The following is a 16184-nucleotide window of genomic DNA, read 5'->3' as shown; positions in this document are numbered from 1 at the left end:
CCTTTTTTTGTGACTATTTTATTTATATTTTTTTAAAAAGATACTAAATTTAATATTTTAAAAAGAGAGTGCAAGAGCATAAGCCCTTGCAATTTTATAGATAAACTGGGATATTTGTATGTTCTAAGAAAAATCTTGATGTTCCGCCAAGGACCATCTCCATTAGTCCGTTTTCGCCGTATCTGCTAGCTACGATAAGGTCTGCGTTTCTATCATTTGCAGCTTTTAAAAGTGCCTCGCCAGGTATCGTTGTAGTTGCTATAACTTCAAAACTAGCACTGATATTATGAATCTTAAAGTACTCTTCAAGTTTTTTAAGATTTAGCTCGGCATTATCACCAAGGCTTGCTTTTGAAGTGATGCACTGAACTTTTTTAGCGCTCTTTAAGAGATCGATCGCGCCAGTTAGGGCTCTTGAGCTTTGAGTAGTGCCTGTCCAGCTTACAAGGATGTTATCAGCCCTAAATTCACGCATCTTTCTAGGGATAACGATCGCATTTTTGCCGCTTTTTAAAACAGCTGACTCAAATGTGCCAGTGATCTTGCCATCAAGTGGCACTGCAGCTACGACTAGATCGCAAAATTTACTCTCTTGCTCAACTATGGCACTTCTTTTTCCATTATGGATCGTGAAATTTGCAGTGCAGACATCTTCGATGACCTCGTCGCTCACTTTTATGCCAAGCTCTGCGCAAATTTTATTAAAAAGCTTTTCGTTCTCTTCGTGTTCAACCGCAAGCTCTGACTTGGCTGATTTTAAGAATTCCTCAAAAAGCACTCCACCACGAAGCGTCATTTTCATATTATAAACCACGCTTGGATCTAGTTGGCAAGTGAGGATCTCCATGTGAGCTTTAAACCATTGTGCAACCTTTAAAGCACCGTAAATTCTTGGCTCGATATCGTCCCCTGCTCCTATTGGAAAAAGCAACTTTTTGTATTTCATCATCTATCCTTTAAAAATTTATTCAACCAAAGAGAGCGAAATTTTGTTTCCTTTTTGCTCGCTCACACACACTTTTACCTGATCGCCTACGTTTAATGGGCTCTTTATCTTTGAGATGTGAAGCAGACCATCAACACCGTTTTTTAGCTCGATAAATACTCCAAAATCAACTACGCTTTTTACGCTTCCAACAAATTCATCTCCGATATTAAATGTCGGTTTTACGCGGTCTTTGTCGTGTTTAAATGGCTTTTTGCCAAATGAGCGAGAGTTCTCTTTTGAAGTGATCGAGATGATGTAGTCTTTTGCCGCATCGACGTTTTTCTTAGCGCCGCCTGCGATTTTAACTTCGCCTTTTTCTCTATCAAGGTCGATTGAAACTTCAAATTTCTCAATGATCTCTTTTATAGTCTTGCCAGCTTGACCGATGATATCTACGATCTTGCTTGGATCAACGCTAAATAGCTCAAGTTTTGGAAGCACATCTTCGTTTATCTCTATATTTTTATCAGCCTGTGTCATTAGAGCAAGGATATGCTCTCTGCCGCGTTTTGCTTGATAAAGTGCCTCTTTTAGCACCTCTAGGCTGATGCCTCCAAGCTTGATATCCATCTGAAGCGCTGTGATGCCATCACTTGTGCCAGCAACTTTAAAGTCCATATCGCCGTCGTGGTCTTCAAGTCCCATGATATCAGTTAAAACTGCGTGTTTATCGCCTTCAAATATAAGACCCATCGCAACACCAGCGACTAGTTTTTGGGTATTGACCCCAGCTGCTCTAAGTGCGAGCGAACCACCGCAAACGCTAGCCATAGAGCTTGAGCCGTTGCTCTCTAAAATTTCTGAAACGACCCTTATCGTATATGGAGAAGCTAGATCGATGCTTGGTGCAAGGGCACGTTTGGCTAAATTTCCATGTCCAAGCTCACGCCTGCCTGGAGCTTTAAGTGGGCTTGCTTCACCTACGCTAAAGCCTGGGAAGTTGTAGTTAAACATAAATTTCTCAACCAAAGCTGTCTTTTCAGTGAGCATATCATACATCTGAGCGTCGCTGTCAGTGCCAAGCGTGGCAACAACTAGCGCTTGAGTTTGACCTCTGGTAAACAAACAAGAGCCGTGAGCGTTTGGAAGCACGTTTGTCTCGATGCTAATAGGTCTAACCTCTTCAAGCCCGCGTCCGTCGGCTCTAACGCCTTCATTTATGATCTGCTCTCTTACTATTTTCTTTTTATATTTACCAAGGACATTTGAGATAACAGCCTCGTCCCAGCCCTCTTTTTGAGCTACCTCATCGCTTGAAATTTGCTTAGCGATCTTGCCAAGCTCGCTAGCACGCTCACTCTTTGCCATTTGGTTGATCGCATTTTTAACCTCTGCTTTATAAAATTTATCGATGTAAATAGCGATATTTTCGTTTTCTATCTCTGGTTTTAGCTCAAGCGGGGCGTCCTCTTTTTTATGCTCTTTAAACGCCTCTTCATAAGCGTTGCTAGCTCTTAATATAGCCTTGCCAGCAAAGTCTATCGCCTCAACCATCTTATCTTCGCTAAATTCATTCATCACTTGCTTTTGCGCCATACTATCGCTTAGGCTTGGATCTATCATCGGCTCGATCGCTACCATCGGTATGAGCTGCGTAGTTTGCTGAGGCAAGCTCCTCATCTCTATCATCAAAAGCTCATCTTTTGTGCCAGCTACATAAAGATCGATCGCACTTTGTTTTAGCTCAGAGTTGCTTGGGTTTATAACAAATTTATCATCTATATATCCAACTCTTACACCACAAACTGGGCGATTTACAGGGATGTCGCTAAGGTAAAGTGCAACTGAAGCCGCATTTAGGCTCACAACTTGCAAATCAACCTCAGGATCAGCCGAAAGCACCATGACAACGATCTGCGTTGGGTATGCGTAGCCTTTTGGGAAAAGTGGGCGAAGCGATCTATCTATGATGCGAGCTGTTAGCGTCTCAAAGTCGCCTGGCTTGGTCTCACGCTTGACGTAACCGCCTGGGATTTTACCAGCAGCGTAGGCTTTTTCGATGTATTGCACCGTTAGAGGCAAAAAATCCTCTTCAACTTGCACATCTTCTCTTGCCACAGTTGCTAAAACTACGGTGTTTTTCACCCTTAAAAGCACTGCCCCGCTAGCTTGTTTAGCTACTTTATTAAGGTCAAAAATTTCGACCTGATTATTGACTTCTATACTATATTGCATTATTTTTATCTCCTTGTTGTTTTTGTAACGGTAAATAGTGAGGGCTCTCTTCTAATATCGACATGATGCGTTCGCTCGTAGCCTCGATCTTTTTCTCGTAATACGAATCCACATCGATAAAATCAACGATCTTGTTTATCGTGTAAATTTCATCGACCATATCATTTAAATTTGCAAAGACATCAGTGGCTATCATCGGCGTTGCGTATGAGATGGATTTTACCTTCACATCAAGCAGCGTCTTTATACAGATGAGTGCCGTCATGCCAGTCTCACACCCTTCATCGATTAGTAAAATATTCTTGCCCTTTAGCTCTCCTATCAAATTTCCTTTTCTGTATTTATAGACATTTTTTAAAATTTTCTCTTCATATTTTCTATGCGCCTCGCCGTAGATGTAGTCATAGCTTATATTAAAAGCTTTTATAAGAGGATCGTTTAGCACGATATCCTCAGTTTCACTAACTATCGCTACGTCGCATTCGCTGTTGTTTGGCGCAGGGATTGGCTCGCTAAAGAGCATCTCATAGCTTAAATTTAACCCCCTGCAAACCACATCAGTCAGGATAACTGACTCAAGCGACATGCAAAGAACTATCGTCTTAGCGTCATTTAGCTCTTTTTTTGGCAAGATCTCGATGAGCTTGTTAGCTGCATCTAGTTGATCTTTAAATTTAACGCTTGCCATTTATCTAGCCATCTTATTTGCTACTTGATGAAGCGGTGCTGCTTTGTGAAAAGTCATAGTGCAAGCCGCCCATCGGATAGAAATTTATAGTAAAGTAGATGCCGCTTTTCTTAGTTGAGGCTGAGCCATTTGTCGTTGTTGTCGGCTCGACATCGTGTTGATAAATTAGCCCGTAGTTCCAGCACTTCCTTTGATGAAGCACGCCAACTCTCCAGCTCTTTGTGTAGCTCCTCTCAAGGTCGTATTGCCAGTCGCCAATTAAGCTATATTGATGCGGGAGTTTCACGCCAGCACTACTTGTAAAGTAGCTATCTTTTGTTGCACTATTTTTGGCAAGGCTGTCGCTCTTTTTCATCGTATGGAGCATATTTATCCAAAATAGATCGTGCGTATAGTAAAGTCCGTTTTGCACCTTTTTAAGCTCTCTGTCTTTGTGTGAGTACTCAAGCTTGTTATAAACGCTAAAATTCTCAAACGGATATAGGTAGATGGCATTTTTTAAATTTGAATACTCATCATCTTTTGTGTAGTAACCTTGTGAGATGCTGTGTTTGACGACTTTTCTGCCACTGCCGTTAAAGAAATACTGCGTCAAATAGCCAGAAACCTCTTCTTTACTTTGATCTTGAGCTAAGAAATTTTCATACTCATTTAGATCTTTGTCATAGATAAACTCGTCGTCTAAATTTCCTTTTCTATAGCCTGGTAGCAAATACTCAGCACCAAAATTTAAAGTGTGATAAAAGCTCTCATACGCCTTTGCAAGGTCTGTGTGAAGGGCAAATTTATGGTAGTTATTTACAAAATTTGCGTGTTTATCTTCTCTTTTGTCATCAAATGAATTTATCTTGTTTTCGTAGTTTATCCTTGAAGCGTAAAGGTACTCGTAAAATGAAAATGTTAGACTATCATCAAACAGTGGCACATGCACTGAAGCTGGGAGTGTAAATTCATACTGAGTTGCTCTAACTCCTATCTTTCTATCATATCTGTGTGATTGAAGGTCGATTGAATATAAGATATTTGGCAAGACTATGTCATCTGTAAATTTATGATACTGAAGCGATGGAAGCTCTTGAAGCGTATCTTTGTTTTCGTTCTTTGAGCCGATCTTTTCGGTATCTATGTAGTATTTTGCATAGGCGCCAAAGTAGTGATCATCATTTGCGATAAAGTAGTTAAATTTAGAGGTGACAAGTGAGTCATAGTCATCGTCCCTGCCCTTTAAATTTAGATAGTCTATGTCATTTAGCTTGGTTGCATCTATCCACATACCCTCTTGCAGATCAGCCTCGCTAAGGTATTTTATGAGTTTATCTCTTTCATATTTTAGCCCGACACCTTTGTGAGTTTTGTTTTTTAGCTCAGCTCTGTTTGAAGTCTCGCCTTTTTGCTTTGCTCGGTAGCTGTTTTTATCAGTAAATGAACCAAAGCTGATCTCACCTCTTGAATCAGGCGAATCAGTAAATCTAAAAGCACCGTAAATTCCAGCGCCTCTGTTTGTTCTTATCTGCGGATCAAACTCTAGATCCCACTCATTATAAGGCGCAAAATATACTGGCTGCTTATAGTAAAAACCCTCTGACTTGCCGTATCCAAGCTCTGGTGGCAAAAGACCTGTCCTTCTTGTGGTATCAGTTGAGAAGCCAAAGTATGGCAAGTAAAAGACTGGCACATTTGCTATGCGAAAGACTGGGTTAAAAAGGTGCAAAAATTTACTCTCTTTATTTAGCATGGCTGAGCTTGAAGTGATGCTCCAGTCAGGATCTTGGACATTACAGCTTGAAACCATAGCCTTTCTTACTCTGTAGTACTCGCTATCAGAGCTACTCTCGTCGCTTCTCATCCACACTTCCATGTCTTTGTTCATCATAAAGAGCGACTCAAAGGCAGCGTTGTTGTTTTTTAAATTTAGCTTGGCATAGTTTGAGCGAGAGACCTCGTCTTTACCTTTCATCATATTGACATTGCCAAAGAGCTCGATGACAGAGCTATTTTGATCATAAACAGCACAATCAGCCGTCACAAGATACTCTTGCGAATATACAACGACGTTTTTGTTTGCCGTTACGATGCCCTTATCTTGCTTCACGTCATCAGCTAATAGCTGAACATCTTGCACTGCTGCACTTAAACTAAAAACACAAATCGGAATTAAAAATAAAATTTTACGCATTTATCACCACTGTTTTTGCTATTTTGTCTTGCCACGTCTGCCTTGCAGGGTTTGAAAGCGCCCACGCAAAGCCAAGATAAAAACAAGCTTCACTAACTATCCTAAAGATCGCCCTAACAAGACTTTGAGTTAAATTTGGCTTATCTAAAATTTCTACATTTATACACATCGTCTTTGTTATCATCTGCCCTAAACTAGCGCCATAATACCAAACAAAAAATGTGTGATAGATGACTTTTAAAGCTACCACTTGCCAAAATAAATTTAATACTAAATTTCTAGCGTCATCATAGTTAGTGCTAGTAGAAAGAGGCTCCCAATAGATGATCATAAAAAGAAATGCAGTTATGGTCTCATCGATAGAAAACGCCATGATCCTCTTAGCAAAAGGAGCAAGTGAAATTTCTTCGTTTTGAAGCTTCTCTTCTATCTGCATACTCATTTTAGAGCCTGCCACGCGATATCTTTTCTAAAGTGTGCTCCGTCAAATTTGACATTTTCGCAAAGCTCATAGGCCTTATCACGTGCCTCTTTTATGCTCTTTGCGGTCGCCACGCAGACTAGCACTCTGCCGCCATCTGCGTAAATTTCATCACCCTCTTTGCTAACACCTGCGTAAGCTATATGGGCATCTTTTACATCATTTAAAACTGAAATTTTAGCCTTTGGGCTACTTTTATAAGGATAATTTTTGCTAGACATCACGACACCAACAGCAAATTCATCTTTTAAACTGATAGGCTTTAGCTCACCCTTTGCAGCATTTAGTAAAATTTCACTCAAATTTCCGTCTATTAATGGCATCAAGACCTCGCACTCAGGATCGCCAAATCTCACGTTAAACTCAAGCACATAAGGCTCATTTTTCACGATCATCAGCCCCACAAAAAGCACTCCACAAAACGGACTGCCCTCGTTTTTCATCCCTTTTAACGTAGGTTTTACAACCTCTTCTTCGACCCTTTTTACTAGCTCTTTTGAAGCAAGCGGACTTGGAGCATAAGCGCCCATGCCGCCAGTATTTGGACCCTCGTCGTTGTCAAGCAAGCGTTTGTGGTCTTGCGCCACTGGTAAGCTTACAAAATTTTCGCCGTCACAAATAGCAAAAAAGCTAAGCTCAAAGCCGTCCAAAAACTCTTCAACCACCACAAATTTACCAGCATCACCAAAGCTAGCCCCACTTAGCATGTCGCTAACTGCTTCTTTGGCTTCTTCTTTGGAATTTGCGATGATCACGCCTTTTCCAGCGCAAAGTCCGTCAGCCTTTACGACCATCGGAGCGCTTAGGGTATCAATAAATTTAAATGCTTTTTCTTTATCATCTGTGTTTAAATATTTTGCAGTTTTTATATTATTTCTAGCTAAAAAGTCCTTCATATAGGCCTTGCTAGCTTCAAGTCTGGCTGCTGCTTTGCTTGGTCCAAAGATGAGCAAACCCTCTTTTTTAAATATATCCACTACGCCTTCGCTAAGTGGCGCTTCAGGTCCCACGATAGTTAGCTCGATACTATTTTTTTTAGCAAATTCAGCTAGTTCATGAAAGTCTTTTATGTTTAAATTCTCACCAAGGCGTGAGGTCGCACCATTTCCGGGCGCAAAATATAAATTTATATTTTTTTCGCTTTTTAGTTTTAGAGCAATGGCGTATTCGCGGCCGCCACTTCCTATTATGAGAATGTTCATATTATCTCCGTAAATTTAAAAACCCGAGTGGGCGTCGCATAGAAGAGTGGCCCATAAACAAAGCCAATCTTGCAAATAGATGAATGCCAAAAGGTTGCAACTTCTCGCTGGTTAAGGCTCAAACGAAGCCACATCACAAGACACCCATACCTTTTCGCTAACAAAAAAGTGTTGGACCCCGTAAAATGCTGACTCGCTTCACTCAGGCTTAGAAATTATATAAATTTTTTGCTTAAAGTAACGTTTTGGCAAGTGCGATACAAGCGTTTATATCTTGGTTTTGGCTCACTATTGGCGTGGTAAATTTTAGCTCTTTTGCGGTGACCTTTCCGATGCTTATCGTCTGATAGCTCTCGTCCCAACCAAAATTACTAAGAAAATTTCTCACATTTATCGGAGATGCAAATATCAAAATGCTATTTTTTGGTGGTTTTAGCTCCATTTTGCAAGGATTTAAGACATTTTCATAAGCGATGATCGCTTTTATATTTACGCCGCCATCTTGCAAAATTTCTAAGAAATTTGAAGCGCTATCTTTGCCCTTTAGATAAAGCACCTTTTTGCCTTTTAAAAGTGGCAAAATTTCTCTTGCAAAGTCATCTCCATGAGCATTTTGCCCAGTGTAAATTTGGGTAAATCCAAGCCCTTTTGCAGCCGCTGCGCAACTATTTGCGATAGCAAAAACTGGCAAATTTATAGGCGAAATGCCATTAAATTTTAAAGCTTTAAAAGCGTTTTTTGAGGTTGCTACAAGCGCGTCATATTCGCTTAAATTTATCTCAAATTTCAAAAACTCGATCTTACTAACGCTTAAATTTATAACGCTCTCATCAGTCGTTTTTGTGTTTGATACAAGATAAATTTTACGCAACTCTTTTTAGTCCTAAAAATGAGATAAAAGCAAGCACGCTGCAAGTTAAAATGGCTATTGATGTCGAGTAAAAAATGTCACCAAGCCCAACTAATGGAGAGATGACGCCGCCTAAGAAAAATGGGCAAAATCCAAGCACTGCTGAGGCCGAGCCAGCGTACTCCCTGCCCTCGTTCATCGCAAGTGATGAGGCTGTTGGTAAGATAAAGCCAGTAAAGAGCAAAAGTAAGAAAAATGCGATGATAACGCCGATCACTTCAAATTTAAAGCAAAGCATGAGTGCAACAAAAATGCTAGCAAACAAGGTGCCAAAAAGCCCAGTTTTTAGCGCTTTTCGTTCATTTAGCAAGCTTGCAAGCCTAGCACCTATGACGATGGCTAGACCATTTGCCCCAAAGCAAAAACCGTAGCTTAATGGACTTAGCGAGTAAAAATCCTGAAATATAAAAGAAGATGCCGCGATATAGGCAAACATCGCGCCCATAGTAAATGTCTGTATCGCGATAAAGAGCATAAATTTCTTTTTTCTTAAAATTTTGCCAAAGACGCCGTAAGTCTGAAGCAAAGGCACTTTTAGGCGGTCTCGCTGGCTTAGACTCTCTTTGAAGTAAAAATTTGCGACAAATAGCACAATGCCAATGATAGTTAGTGCCATAAAGATGCCGCGCCAGTCGGTAAATTTAAGTAGCAAGCTGCCACCTATTGGCGAAAGTATCGGAGCAAGACCATTTACAACCATCATAAGACTAAAAAATTTAGTCATCTCGTGACCCTTGTAAAGGTCGCTCACAACGGCTCTTGAGATAACCAGACTGCCCGCACTTGCAAGACCTTGGATGATACGCATAAAGATAAAAAACTGGATATTTTGCGCAAAAAATATAAAAATCGTGCTAATCGTGTAGATGATGAGTGAGATGGTAAGTGGTGTTTTTCGCCCAAATTTATCGCTGATTGGGCCAATTATTAGCTGACCGATCGCAAGGCCTGCCATCGAAGTAGTTATAGTTAACTGCGTGGCAGAGATACTTGTACTAAACCACTCAGTTATAGCTGGGAGTGCTGGTAGATAAAGGTCTGTGACAAATGGTCCAAAGGCTGAGAGCACGCCTAAAAATATCAGTAAAAATAGTTTGGAATTTTCTTTTCTCATCGCTCTTCTTTTTTAAAAACGATTATATTATGGCTTTGCTTTTTTGATTATTAAAGGTAAATTTAAAGTTAAATTTGTAGTTTTTGATATGAGAAAAGCCCTAAAATAGGGCTTATTTTACATTTTGTCTTTTGTGACGATTAGAAGCATTTTGAATTTGTCTTTCACTTTTAGGCCGTGTGGGATCTTGCCTGGAAGCACGATGCTATCGCCCTTTACTAGATGAAAACTTTCATCAGCTATCTTTAAATCAAGCTCGCCATCAAGCGCGATAAGTAGCGCATCGCCAGGGGCAGCGTGGGTTGAGAGCTCTTGGTCTTTGTCAAAACTAAGTAGCGACATCGAGCCATTTTCGTTTTTGACAAGCGTCTTGCTAACTATCTTGCCACTCTCGTAGCTAACGGTATCTGCGAGGCTAAAAACACTCGCTTTGTCTAAATGATCTATCATAACATTCTCCTTAAAATCTATTAGTAAATATTTTGTCTTCTTTGTAAATTTGAGCTTTCGCCAGGTTTTTGCCTCGATAAGGCAGGCCTCATCGCGCCCAAGCTTCATCTGCGTTTCGCCATACTCAAGCTGTGCTTCGCCATCAATGACGAAGGCAAGGCTATCTATAAAAAGCATCTCGTGATCAAGCTCCTCGCCCTCGTCAAATGCGTATATATCAATGCTTGCGTTTTTGTTTTGAAAGAGCCTTTTGCTAACGACGCTTTTTTCAACTATCTTTGTGTCTTTATCGAGATTATAAATTTGACTCATTTTTTAACCTTTTTTTGTGAAGGATTATAATGCAAGTTTTGATAACAGTTCTTAACATATGTTAAGGAATTTGACTATTTTAGTCCTTTTTTTAGCTTTCTTATCAAAAACCTAGCAGGATGAAGCTCGTAAAATAGCGATCTTTCTATGCAAAGTGGGCGAGCAAGCACAAGATCTATTATCAAATTTGCTCCAAGTATCGCCGTGCCAAGGCCACGTGAGCCGTGAGCAAAATTTACAAAGAGATTTTTTTCGTAGCTTGCTTTTGGATTATTATCTTTATTTTTGCTCCAAAATAGCCCTTTGTAGTTTTGCTTGTAAAACTCCTCGTCGTGCAGGGCACCGATTATCGGAAATCTATCTCCACTGTAACTTCTATATCCCACACGTGAGCCGATGATGGTGGCTTTTGTGGCGTCAAAAAACTCGCTCACGTCGCTTAAATTTTTAGCATTATCCTCGTCTTTTGGCGTGTCGCAAATTTCATTTCTAGCGTAGGTTGCGCCGATGACTTGCACGCCTTTTACGGCTGGGCAGATGTAGCCTTTTGCGCTTAGTGGCAGCTCATTTTTTAGCACCGGTTTTAGGTGCGTAACTTGACCTCTGACGCTACTTATTTGCATGTCGTAACCTTTAAATATCTCGCTACTCTTGCTACCTGTGCAAAAGACCAAGATATCAGCCTCCAAGCTTTTTTTATTTTTAAATTTAACACTTATCTTGCCATTTTTCAGGTACGCCCTGCTCTCATACTCGTGGTTAAATAAAATTTCAAAGTTACTTGATAGAAATTTACAAATTTCTTTTGGTCTAGCGTATGCCGCCTCTTTTATAAATATCCCAGGATATGGCTTTAAACTCTCATCAAATTTAAAAACATCCTCCGCACTTTGATCCTGCCATGAAGCGTATCTTTTAATGAGCTCATCATCAAATGCATAGTCGATGCAGCCATTAAATTTGATGAGGCTTTTTGGCAAATTTGCCTTGTAAAATCTCACTGCTTGCAAAAACGCATTTATATGCATGCGGCCTAAATTTACCCCAGGCTTGGTCACTAGTGGCATCAAGGCACCGCAGTGGTTGCCCGAGCCATTTGTCGCGACCTCACCCTTTGCCTCGGCGATCACCACTTTAAAGCCATTTTTGGCTAGCTCACCAGCTGTTGCAAGCCCAGCCACTCCAGCTCCTATGATAAGCGCGGTTTTACCATTTGCACTGCCAACAGGCTCGCACCTCGCAAACCAAGCGTCCTTTAAATTTTCATCCTTTTTCTCTAGCACGGCGCTACTCATCTGGCGTTTTCTAGCGTAGCCCTCTTTTAGGCTCAGTAAAAAGCCAGCATTTTTTAGCCCATCTTTTACCATTTTTGCGCACGAGTAGGTTCTAACTATCGTGCCAACCCTGCTTAGCCTTGCGATCTGTTTAAAGACATCCTCGCTCCAGATCGAGCCATTTTTGCTTGGGGCAAAGCCGTCTAAAAACCAGATATCAGCGCTAAATTCAAGCTCAGGCAAAATTTGATCTGCCTCGCCGTAGCAAAGATCAAGGGTGATATTTGGGGTGAAATTTATGCGGTGTATGCCTGAGATTAGCGGCGGGTAGAGTGAAACTAGCTTTTTAGCATAGGCTTTAAAAATGCCTAAATTTTCATAAATTTTTAAAAGATCTTCTTTTTTGATAGGACTTTTTTCGATGCTAACGAAGTGAAGTTTTTTAGGGCTATTTTTAAATTTCTTACAAAGTGTGAAGAAATTTAGCCCAGCACCAAAGCCAGTCTCGGCGACTATAAAGCTATCTTTGCTCTGCCAAGTTTCATCAAGTGCGCTCGCAAAGACAAATTCGCTCTCAAGCCAGGGTCTTTCGGTGTTAAAGTAGATATCGCCAAACTCTTCGCTAAATGGAATTTGTCCTTTAAAGCTTAAATTTGCATTTTTCATCTATTTTTTGCGAAATATCCATCTATGCCGTTTGCGATGCCGTTTGCAAGGGCTTTTTGATAGGCCTCGTTAAATAGTTTTTCGCCCTCGACTGGATGTGTGATGTAGCCGATTTCTACAAGAACCGCTGGCATAAGAGCGCCCACGAGTACCCAAAATGGCGCCTCTCTCACGCTACCGTCGCTGGCTGCATAGACCTTTCTAGCGCTTGCTAAAATGTCCTTTTGGATGTCGATACCAAGCTTGTTTGAAGCGATGATCTTCTCGCGGTTTAGCACGTTTAGAAACGTTTGCTGCGAAAAGTAGTTCATCTCTTCGATGTCTGATTTATTTTCAAGCGCGGCTGCGTTTTTGCTGCGCTCGCTTCTTGCAGGCGATAAGAAAAATGTCTCGATGCCGTGCATGCTCTTTGCTTTGGCAGCGTTTGGAGCGGCGTTTGCGTGGATGGAGACGAAAAGATCAGCCATCTTGTCATTTGCAAATTTCGTTCTTGATCTTAAATTTATAAAAACGTCAGTTGATCTGGTGAAATAGACCTTGTAACCGCGAGCTTTTAGTATCTCACCAAGCTTTTTAGCTACGCCTAAAACGGCTGTTTTTTCTTTTAAACTGCCATTTACCGCACCAGGATCCGTGCCGCCATGCCCTGGGTCGATGACGATCGTTTTGTTGCGTGAAAATTTACCCGCTGCAACTGGAGGCAAAGGCTCTTCTACTGGCTCACTTTGTGCTGGCTCAGACTTTAAATTTGGCTCTACTGCGCTTTGTGCTGGCTTTTCATTTTTATTTTTAAGCTTATGAAGTGGCGCTCTTACGTTTTCATTTGAGATGAAATTTTGAGCGCTGATTATTAGCAAGTCCCCAGTTGCATTTGCCTTTATCGTCTTTTGCGCCTTGTCAGAAAAAATGATCCTAACGGTGTTTTTATCATACTGCGAGATGTGGATGTAGTCTGAGATGAAATTTTTATAAGTTAGTGGGTTGCCATTTAGCCTGCCATCAATGTCCATGATGTTTTTGTAGGCGTTTTGCTGTTTGGCAAATGATGTTTTTAGCCTTGCGGTATCTAGCTTTGTGTTAAATTTAAGCACCAAGGTGTCATTTACCTTTGTAGCACTTAGTAGCGTTAGAGCTGGCGAAGCTGCTGGCATGCTAGCACCTTTTACACCATTTATCGAATTTAGATCTCTTATATATGCGCTTGAGTCAAAGCCAAGCGCCTTTGAGCTTGTTATTAGCCTTGATAGCGCTTGTTTTTTCGTGTTTTTATCGTTTTTAATGATCGCATCGACATAGATATTTTTTATATCGTTGTGAAGTTTGATCTTAGCGCTTCTGTTTAGAGTCATAAAATTTCTATCGAAATTGGCAAAAGTCTCCGAATTTGTCGTCGCAAAAAGAAAACTAAATGCTAGAAAAAGAGATATTAAAACCCGTTTCATTCACCATGTACCAGCTTATGCATTAGCTCTTTTACGCTTATTAGCTCTTTTAGTTTGTAGCCATTTGCCCCTGTGAAAAATAGCCCACTCTCTTTTTTGCCGCTATATGCGTCAAATAGCCTATCTGCGATGCAATACCCAACTTGCTTTGCCTCTTTGCCTCTTTGGCAAGGGCTCACGCAGTTGCTTATGCACTGGATCTTTGGACCCATTCTTTTATCGACTAAATTTATCAAATTTGTTCTTATCCCGCGAGCTGGGTAGCCAACTGGGCTCTTTATAAGCTCGATGTCTTTCTCTTCAGCTGCAAGCAAGACCTCTTTAAAGCCAATATCAGCGTCGCACTCGTGAGTGCCGATGAAGCGTGTGCCCATCTGAACGCCATTTGCTCCAAGCGATATCGCCTTTTCGATGTCGTTTTTATCCCAAATTCCACCAGCTGCGATGAGAGGGAAGTCGCCCCACTCTTTGATCTCAGCTTTTACCTGCGGGATGAGATTAAATAGTGAAAACTCAGGATCAAGGCACTGCTCGTATGTAAAGCCCTGATGGCCGCCACTTAGCGGTCCTTCAAGCACGACAGCATCTGGCAAGCGCTCATATCTTTGAAGCCAACGCTTACAGATGATCTTTAGTGCTTTTGCGCTTGAAACGATCGGCACAAGTGCTATCTCTTTAAAATTTTGTGTAAATTCGGGTAAATTTGTAGGCAAACCTGCACCTGAGACTATGATGTTTATACCAGCCTCGCAAGCATCCTTAACCACCCTTGCGTAGTCGTTTGCAGCATACATTATATTTACGCCAAGTGGCAAGTCGCCACAAATTTTACGTGCATTTTCTATGACAGCTCGAAGGCCTCTTGTAGAGTAGAAATTTTCGCTTCCAAAAGGCTTTGCGTTTAGCTCTTTATCTATAAATTTGCGGTTTTCATAGTAGCCTGTGCCAACTGAGCTAATTATGCCAAGACCGCCTTCTAAGCTCACATTGCCAGCTAGTTTGTCCCAGCTGATGCCAAGCCCCATACCGCCTTGAAATATCGGGTATTTTATCTCGTATTTACCTATTTTTAATGGCTTTAACTCCATTTATTCAACCTTTATCTTCGCAAATTTACGCTTTCCAACCTGCAAGATATACTCGCCTGCTCCTAATTTTAACTGCTCATCACTAATTTTTTCTTGATTGATGCTAACTGCGTTTGCTTTTATATCTCGCCTTGCTTGAGAATTTGACTCACTTAGCCCACACTGAGATAAGGCTTCAACTATCCAAATCGGTGCCTTTAAGCTAAATTCTTTCATATCAGTTGGGAGCTGATTTTGAGAGTGCACGCTGTTAAATTCAGCCATAGCAGCCTTTGCCGCCTCCTCGCCGTGATACCTCGCTGTTATCTCATAAGCAAGATCCTCTTTTGCCTTTTTTGGATGATATTTGCCACTATTTACATCATTCATCAGCTCTTCTATCTCGCCAAGATTTTTTGTGCTTAGTAGCTCATACCAGCGCCACATAAGCTCATCACTTATGCTAAGCGTTTTTGCAAACATATCATTTGCATTTTCAGTAACGCCTATGTAGTTGCCAAGGCTCTTGCTCATCTTATTTACGCCATCAAGTCCCTCAAGAAGTGGCATCATGATGACAGCTTGCTCTTTGCCGATATTATATGTTCGCTGCAAGGTTCTGCCCATTAGAAGGTTAAATTTCTGATCCGTACCGCCCATCTCGATGTCACACTTCATAGCAACGCTATCATAGCCTTGAAGAAGCGGATACATAAACTCTGAGATTGATATAGGATTGCCCGCTTTTATCCTCTTCTCAAAATCATCTCGCTCTAGCATTCTAGCTACTGAAAATGTGCTAGTTAGCTCAATCATCCCAGCAGCGCCAAGCTCATTTGACCATTTTGAGTTAAACATTATCACAGTTTTTTTAGGATCTAAAATTTTAAAAACTTGCTCTTCATAGGTTTTGGCATTTTTTAAAACGGTCTCTTGATCTAGCTTTTTTCTAGTGGCTGACTTGCCTGTTGGATCGCCTATTTGAGCGGTAAAATCGCCTATCAAAAACTGCACTATCGCACCGTGCTTTTGAAGCAAAGCCATCTTGTTTAAAACGACTGTGTGACCTAGGTGAAGGTCTGGAGCTGTTGGGTCAAAGCCTGCTTTTACGTAGAAATTTTCGCCTTTTTCATAATAATTTTTAACTAAATTTTCAACTCTCTCAGCATCGATCATCTCAGCAACGCCGCGGTTTATCTCTTGTAAAATATCATCTATATCTTGAACCATTTTTCTCTC

The 16184-nt window shown here is 40.9% G+C and carries 13 protein-coding genes; all 13 read right to left on the bottom strand.

Going from position 1 to position 16184, the window contains the following annotated elements; all coding sequences use genetic code 11:
• Nucleotides 1-94: 94 nt before the first annotated feature.
• Nucleotides 95-946: a universal stress protein gene (locus tag CVT00_RS02590; protein WP_103558602.1), complete on the bottom strand. Its 852-nt coding sequence runs from the start codon at nt 944-946 to the stop codon at nt 95-97.
• A gap of 18 nt (nt 947-964) precedes the next feature.
• Complete coding sequence (locus CVT00_RS02585) at nt 965-3163, bottom strand: polyribonucleotide nucleotidyltransferase (RefSeq protein WP_103558603.1); 2199 nt, start codon at nt 3161-3163, stop codon at nt 965-967.
• On the bottom strand, nt 3153-3851 hold the full coding sequence (locus tag CVT00_RS02580) for a sodium:proton antiporter (RefSeq protein ID WP_002941705.1): 699 nt from the start codon (nt 3849-3851) through the stop codon (nt 3153-3155). Before CVT00_RS02580 ends, CVT00_RS02585 begins: the two co-directional genes overlap by 11 nt.
• Before the next feature lie 13 nt (nt 3852-3864).
• Nucleotides 3865-6027, bottom strand: coding sequence for an LPS-assembly protein LptD (locus tag CVT00_RS02575; protein ID WP_103558604.1), 2163 nt, complete (start codon nt 6025-6027; stop codon nt 3865-3867).
• Entirely contained in the window at nt 6020-6484 is a 465-nt protein-coding gene (locus CVT00_RS02570; protein ID WP_230853789.1) for an RDD family protein, read from the bottom strand. The genes CVT00_RS02575 and CVT00_RS02570 overlap by 8 nt, the downstream gene beginning before the upstream one ends.
• Complete coding sequence (gene purD / locus CVT00_RS02565) at nt 6466-7710, bottom strand: phosphoribosylamine--glycine ligase (RefSeq protein ID WP_103558606.1); 1245 nt, start codon at nt 7708-7710, stop codon at nt 6466-6468. The genes CVT00_RS02570 and purD overlap by 19 nt, the downstream gene beginning before the upstream one ends.
• A gap of 232 nt (nt 7711-7942) precedes the next feature.
• Nucleotides 7943-8581: a uroporphyrinogen-III synthase gene (locus CVT00_RS02560; RefSeq protein ID WP_107915774.1), complete on the bottom strand. Its 639-nt coding sequence runs from the start codon at nt 8579-8581 to the stop codon at nt 7943-7945.
• Nucleotides 8574-9734, bottom strand: a complete 1161-nt coding sequence (locus CVT00_RS02555; RefSeq protein WP_103558608.1) for a multidrug effflux MFS transporter — start codon at nt 9732-9734, stop codon at nt 8574-8576. Before CVT00_RS02555 ends, CVT00_RS02560 begins: the two co-directional genes overlap by 8 nt.
• A 117-nt stretch (nt 9735-9851) precedes the next feature.
• Nucleotides 9852-10496, bottom strand: a complete 645-nt coding sequence (locus CVT00_RS02550) for a cupin domain-containing protein (protein WP_107915776.1) — start codon at nt 10494-10496, stop codon at nt 9852-9854.
• A 74-nt stretch (nt 10497-10570) separates the two neighbouring features.
• Nucleotides 10571-12436 (bottom strand): bifunctional tRNA (5-methylaminomethyl-2-thiouridine)(34)-methyltransferase MnmD/FAD-dependent 5-carboxymethylaminomethyl-2-thiouridine(34) oxidoreductase MnmC, encoded by a 1866-nt coding sequence (gene mnmC, locus CVT00_RS02545; protein ID WP_107915778.1) that lies wholly within the window; start codon nt 12434-12436, stop codon nt 10571-10573.
• Entirely contained in the window at nt 12433-13878 is a 1446-nt protein-coding gene (locus CVT00_RS02540) for an N-acetylmuramoyl-L-alanine amidase family protein (protein ID WP_103558611.1), read from the bottom strand. Before CVT00_RS02540 ends, mnmC begins: the two co-directional genes overlap by 4 nt.
• Nucleotides 13875-14966 carry a nitronate monooxygenase gene (locus tag CVT00_RS02535; RefSeq protein ID WP_004317256.1) on the bottom strand — a complete coding sequence of 364 codons (1092 nt, stop codon included), beginning with the start codon at nt 14964-14966 and terminating at the stop codon, nt 13875-13877. Before CVT00_RS02535 ends, CVT00_RS02540 begins: the two co-directional genes overlap by 4 nt.
• Nucleotides 14967-16175, bottom strand: coding sequence for a tyrosine--tRNA ligase (tyrS, locus tag CVT00_RS02530; RefSeq protein ID WP_021088624.1), 1209 nt, complete (start codon nt 16173-16175; stop codon nt 14967-14969).
• Nucleotides 16176-16184 lie beyond the last annotated feature (9 nt).

This window comes from Campylobacter concisus (assembly GCF_003048675.2).
GTDB classification, from domain to species: Bacteria; Campylobacterota; Campylobacteria; order Campylobacterales; family Campylobacteraceae; genus Campylobacter_A; species Campylobacter_A concisus_F.
This window is presented reverse-complemented; position numbering and strand designations above follow the sequence as displayed.

What these genes read in the sequence shown, in the direction of transcription:
- CVT00_RS02590 (WP_103558602.1), bottom strand. Translation starts at nt 946, where the DNA reads ATGAAATACAAAAAGTTGCTTTTTCCAATAGGAGCAGGGGACGATATC.
- CVT00_RS02585 (WP_103558603.1), bottom strand. Translation starts at nt 3,163, where the DNA reads ATGCAATATAGTATAGAAGTCAATAATCAGGTCGAAATTTTTGACCTT.
- CVT00_RS02580 (WP_002941705.1), bottom strand. Translation starts at nt 3,851, where the DNA reads ATGGCAAGCGTTAAATTTAAAGATCAACTAGATGCAGCTAACAAGCTC.
- CVT00_RS02575 (WP_103558604.1), bottom strand. Translation starts at nt 6,027, where the DNA reads ATGCGTAAAATTTTATTTTTAATTCCGATTTGTGTTTTTAGTTTAAGT.
- purD (WP_103558606.1), bottom strand. Translation starts at nt 7,710, where the DNA reads ATGAACATTCTCATAATAGGAAGTGGCGGCCGCGAATACGCCATTGCT.
- CVT00_RS02555 (WP_103558608.1), bottom strand. Translation starts at nt 9,734, where the DNA reads ATGAGAAAAGAAAATTCCAAACTATTTTTACTGATATTTTTAGGCGTG.
- CVT00_RS02550 (WP_107915776.1), bottom strand. Translation starts at nt 10,496, where the DNA reads ATGAGTCAAATTTATAATCTCGATAAAGACACAAAGATAGTTGAAAAA.
- mnmC (WP_107915778.1), bottom strand. Translation starts at nt 12,436, where the DNA reads ATGAAAAATGCAAATTTAAGCTTTAAAGGACAAATTCCATTTAGCGAA.
- CVT00_RS02540 (WP_103558611.1), bottom strand. Translation starts at nt 13,878, where the DNA reads ATGAAACGGGTTTTAATATCTCTTTTTCTAGCATTTAGTTTTCTTTTT.
- CVT00_RS02535 (WP_004317256.1), bottom strand. Translation starts at nt 14,966, where the DNA reads ATGGAGTTAAAGCCATTAAAAATAGGTAAATACGAGATAAAATACCCG.
- tyrS (WP_021088624.1), bottom strand. Translation starts at nt 16,175, where the DNA reads ATGGTTCAAGATATAGATGATATTTTACAAGAGATAAACCGCGGCGTT.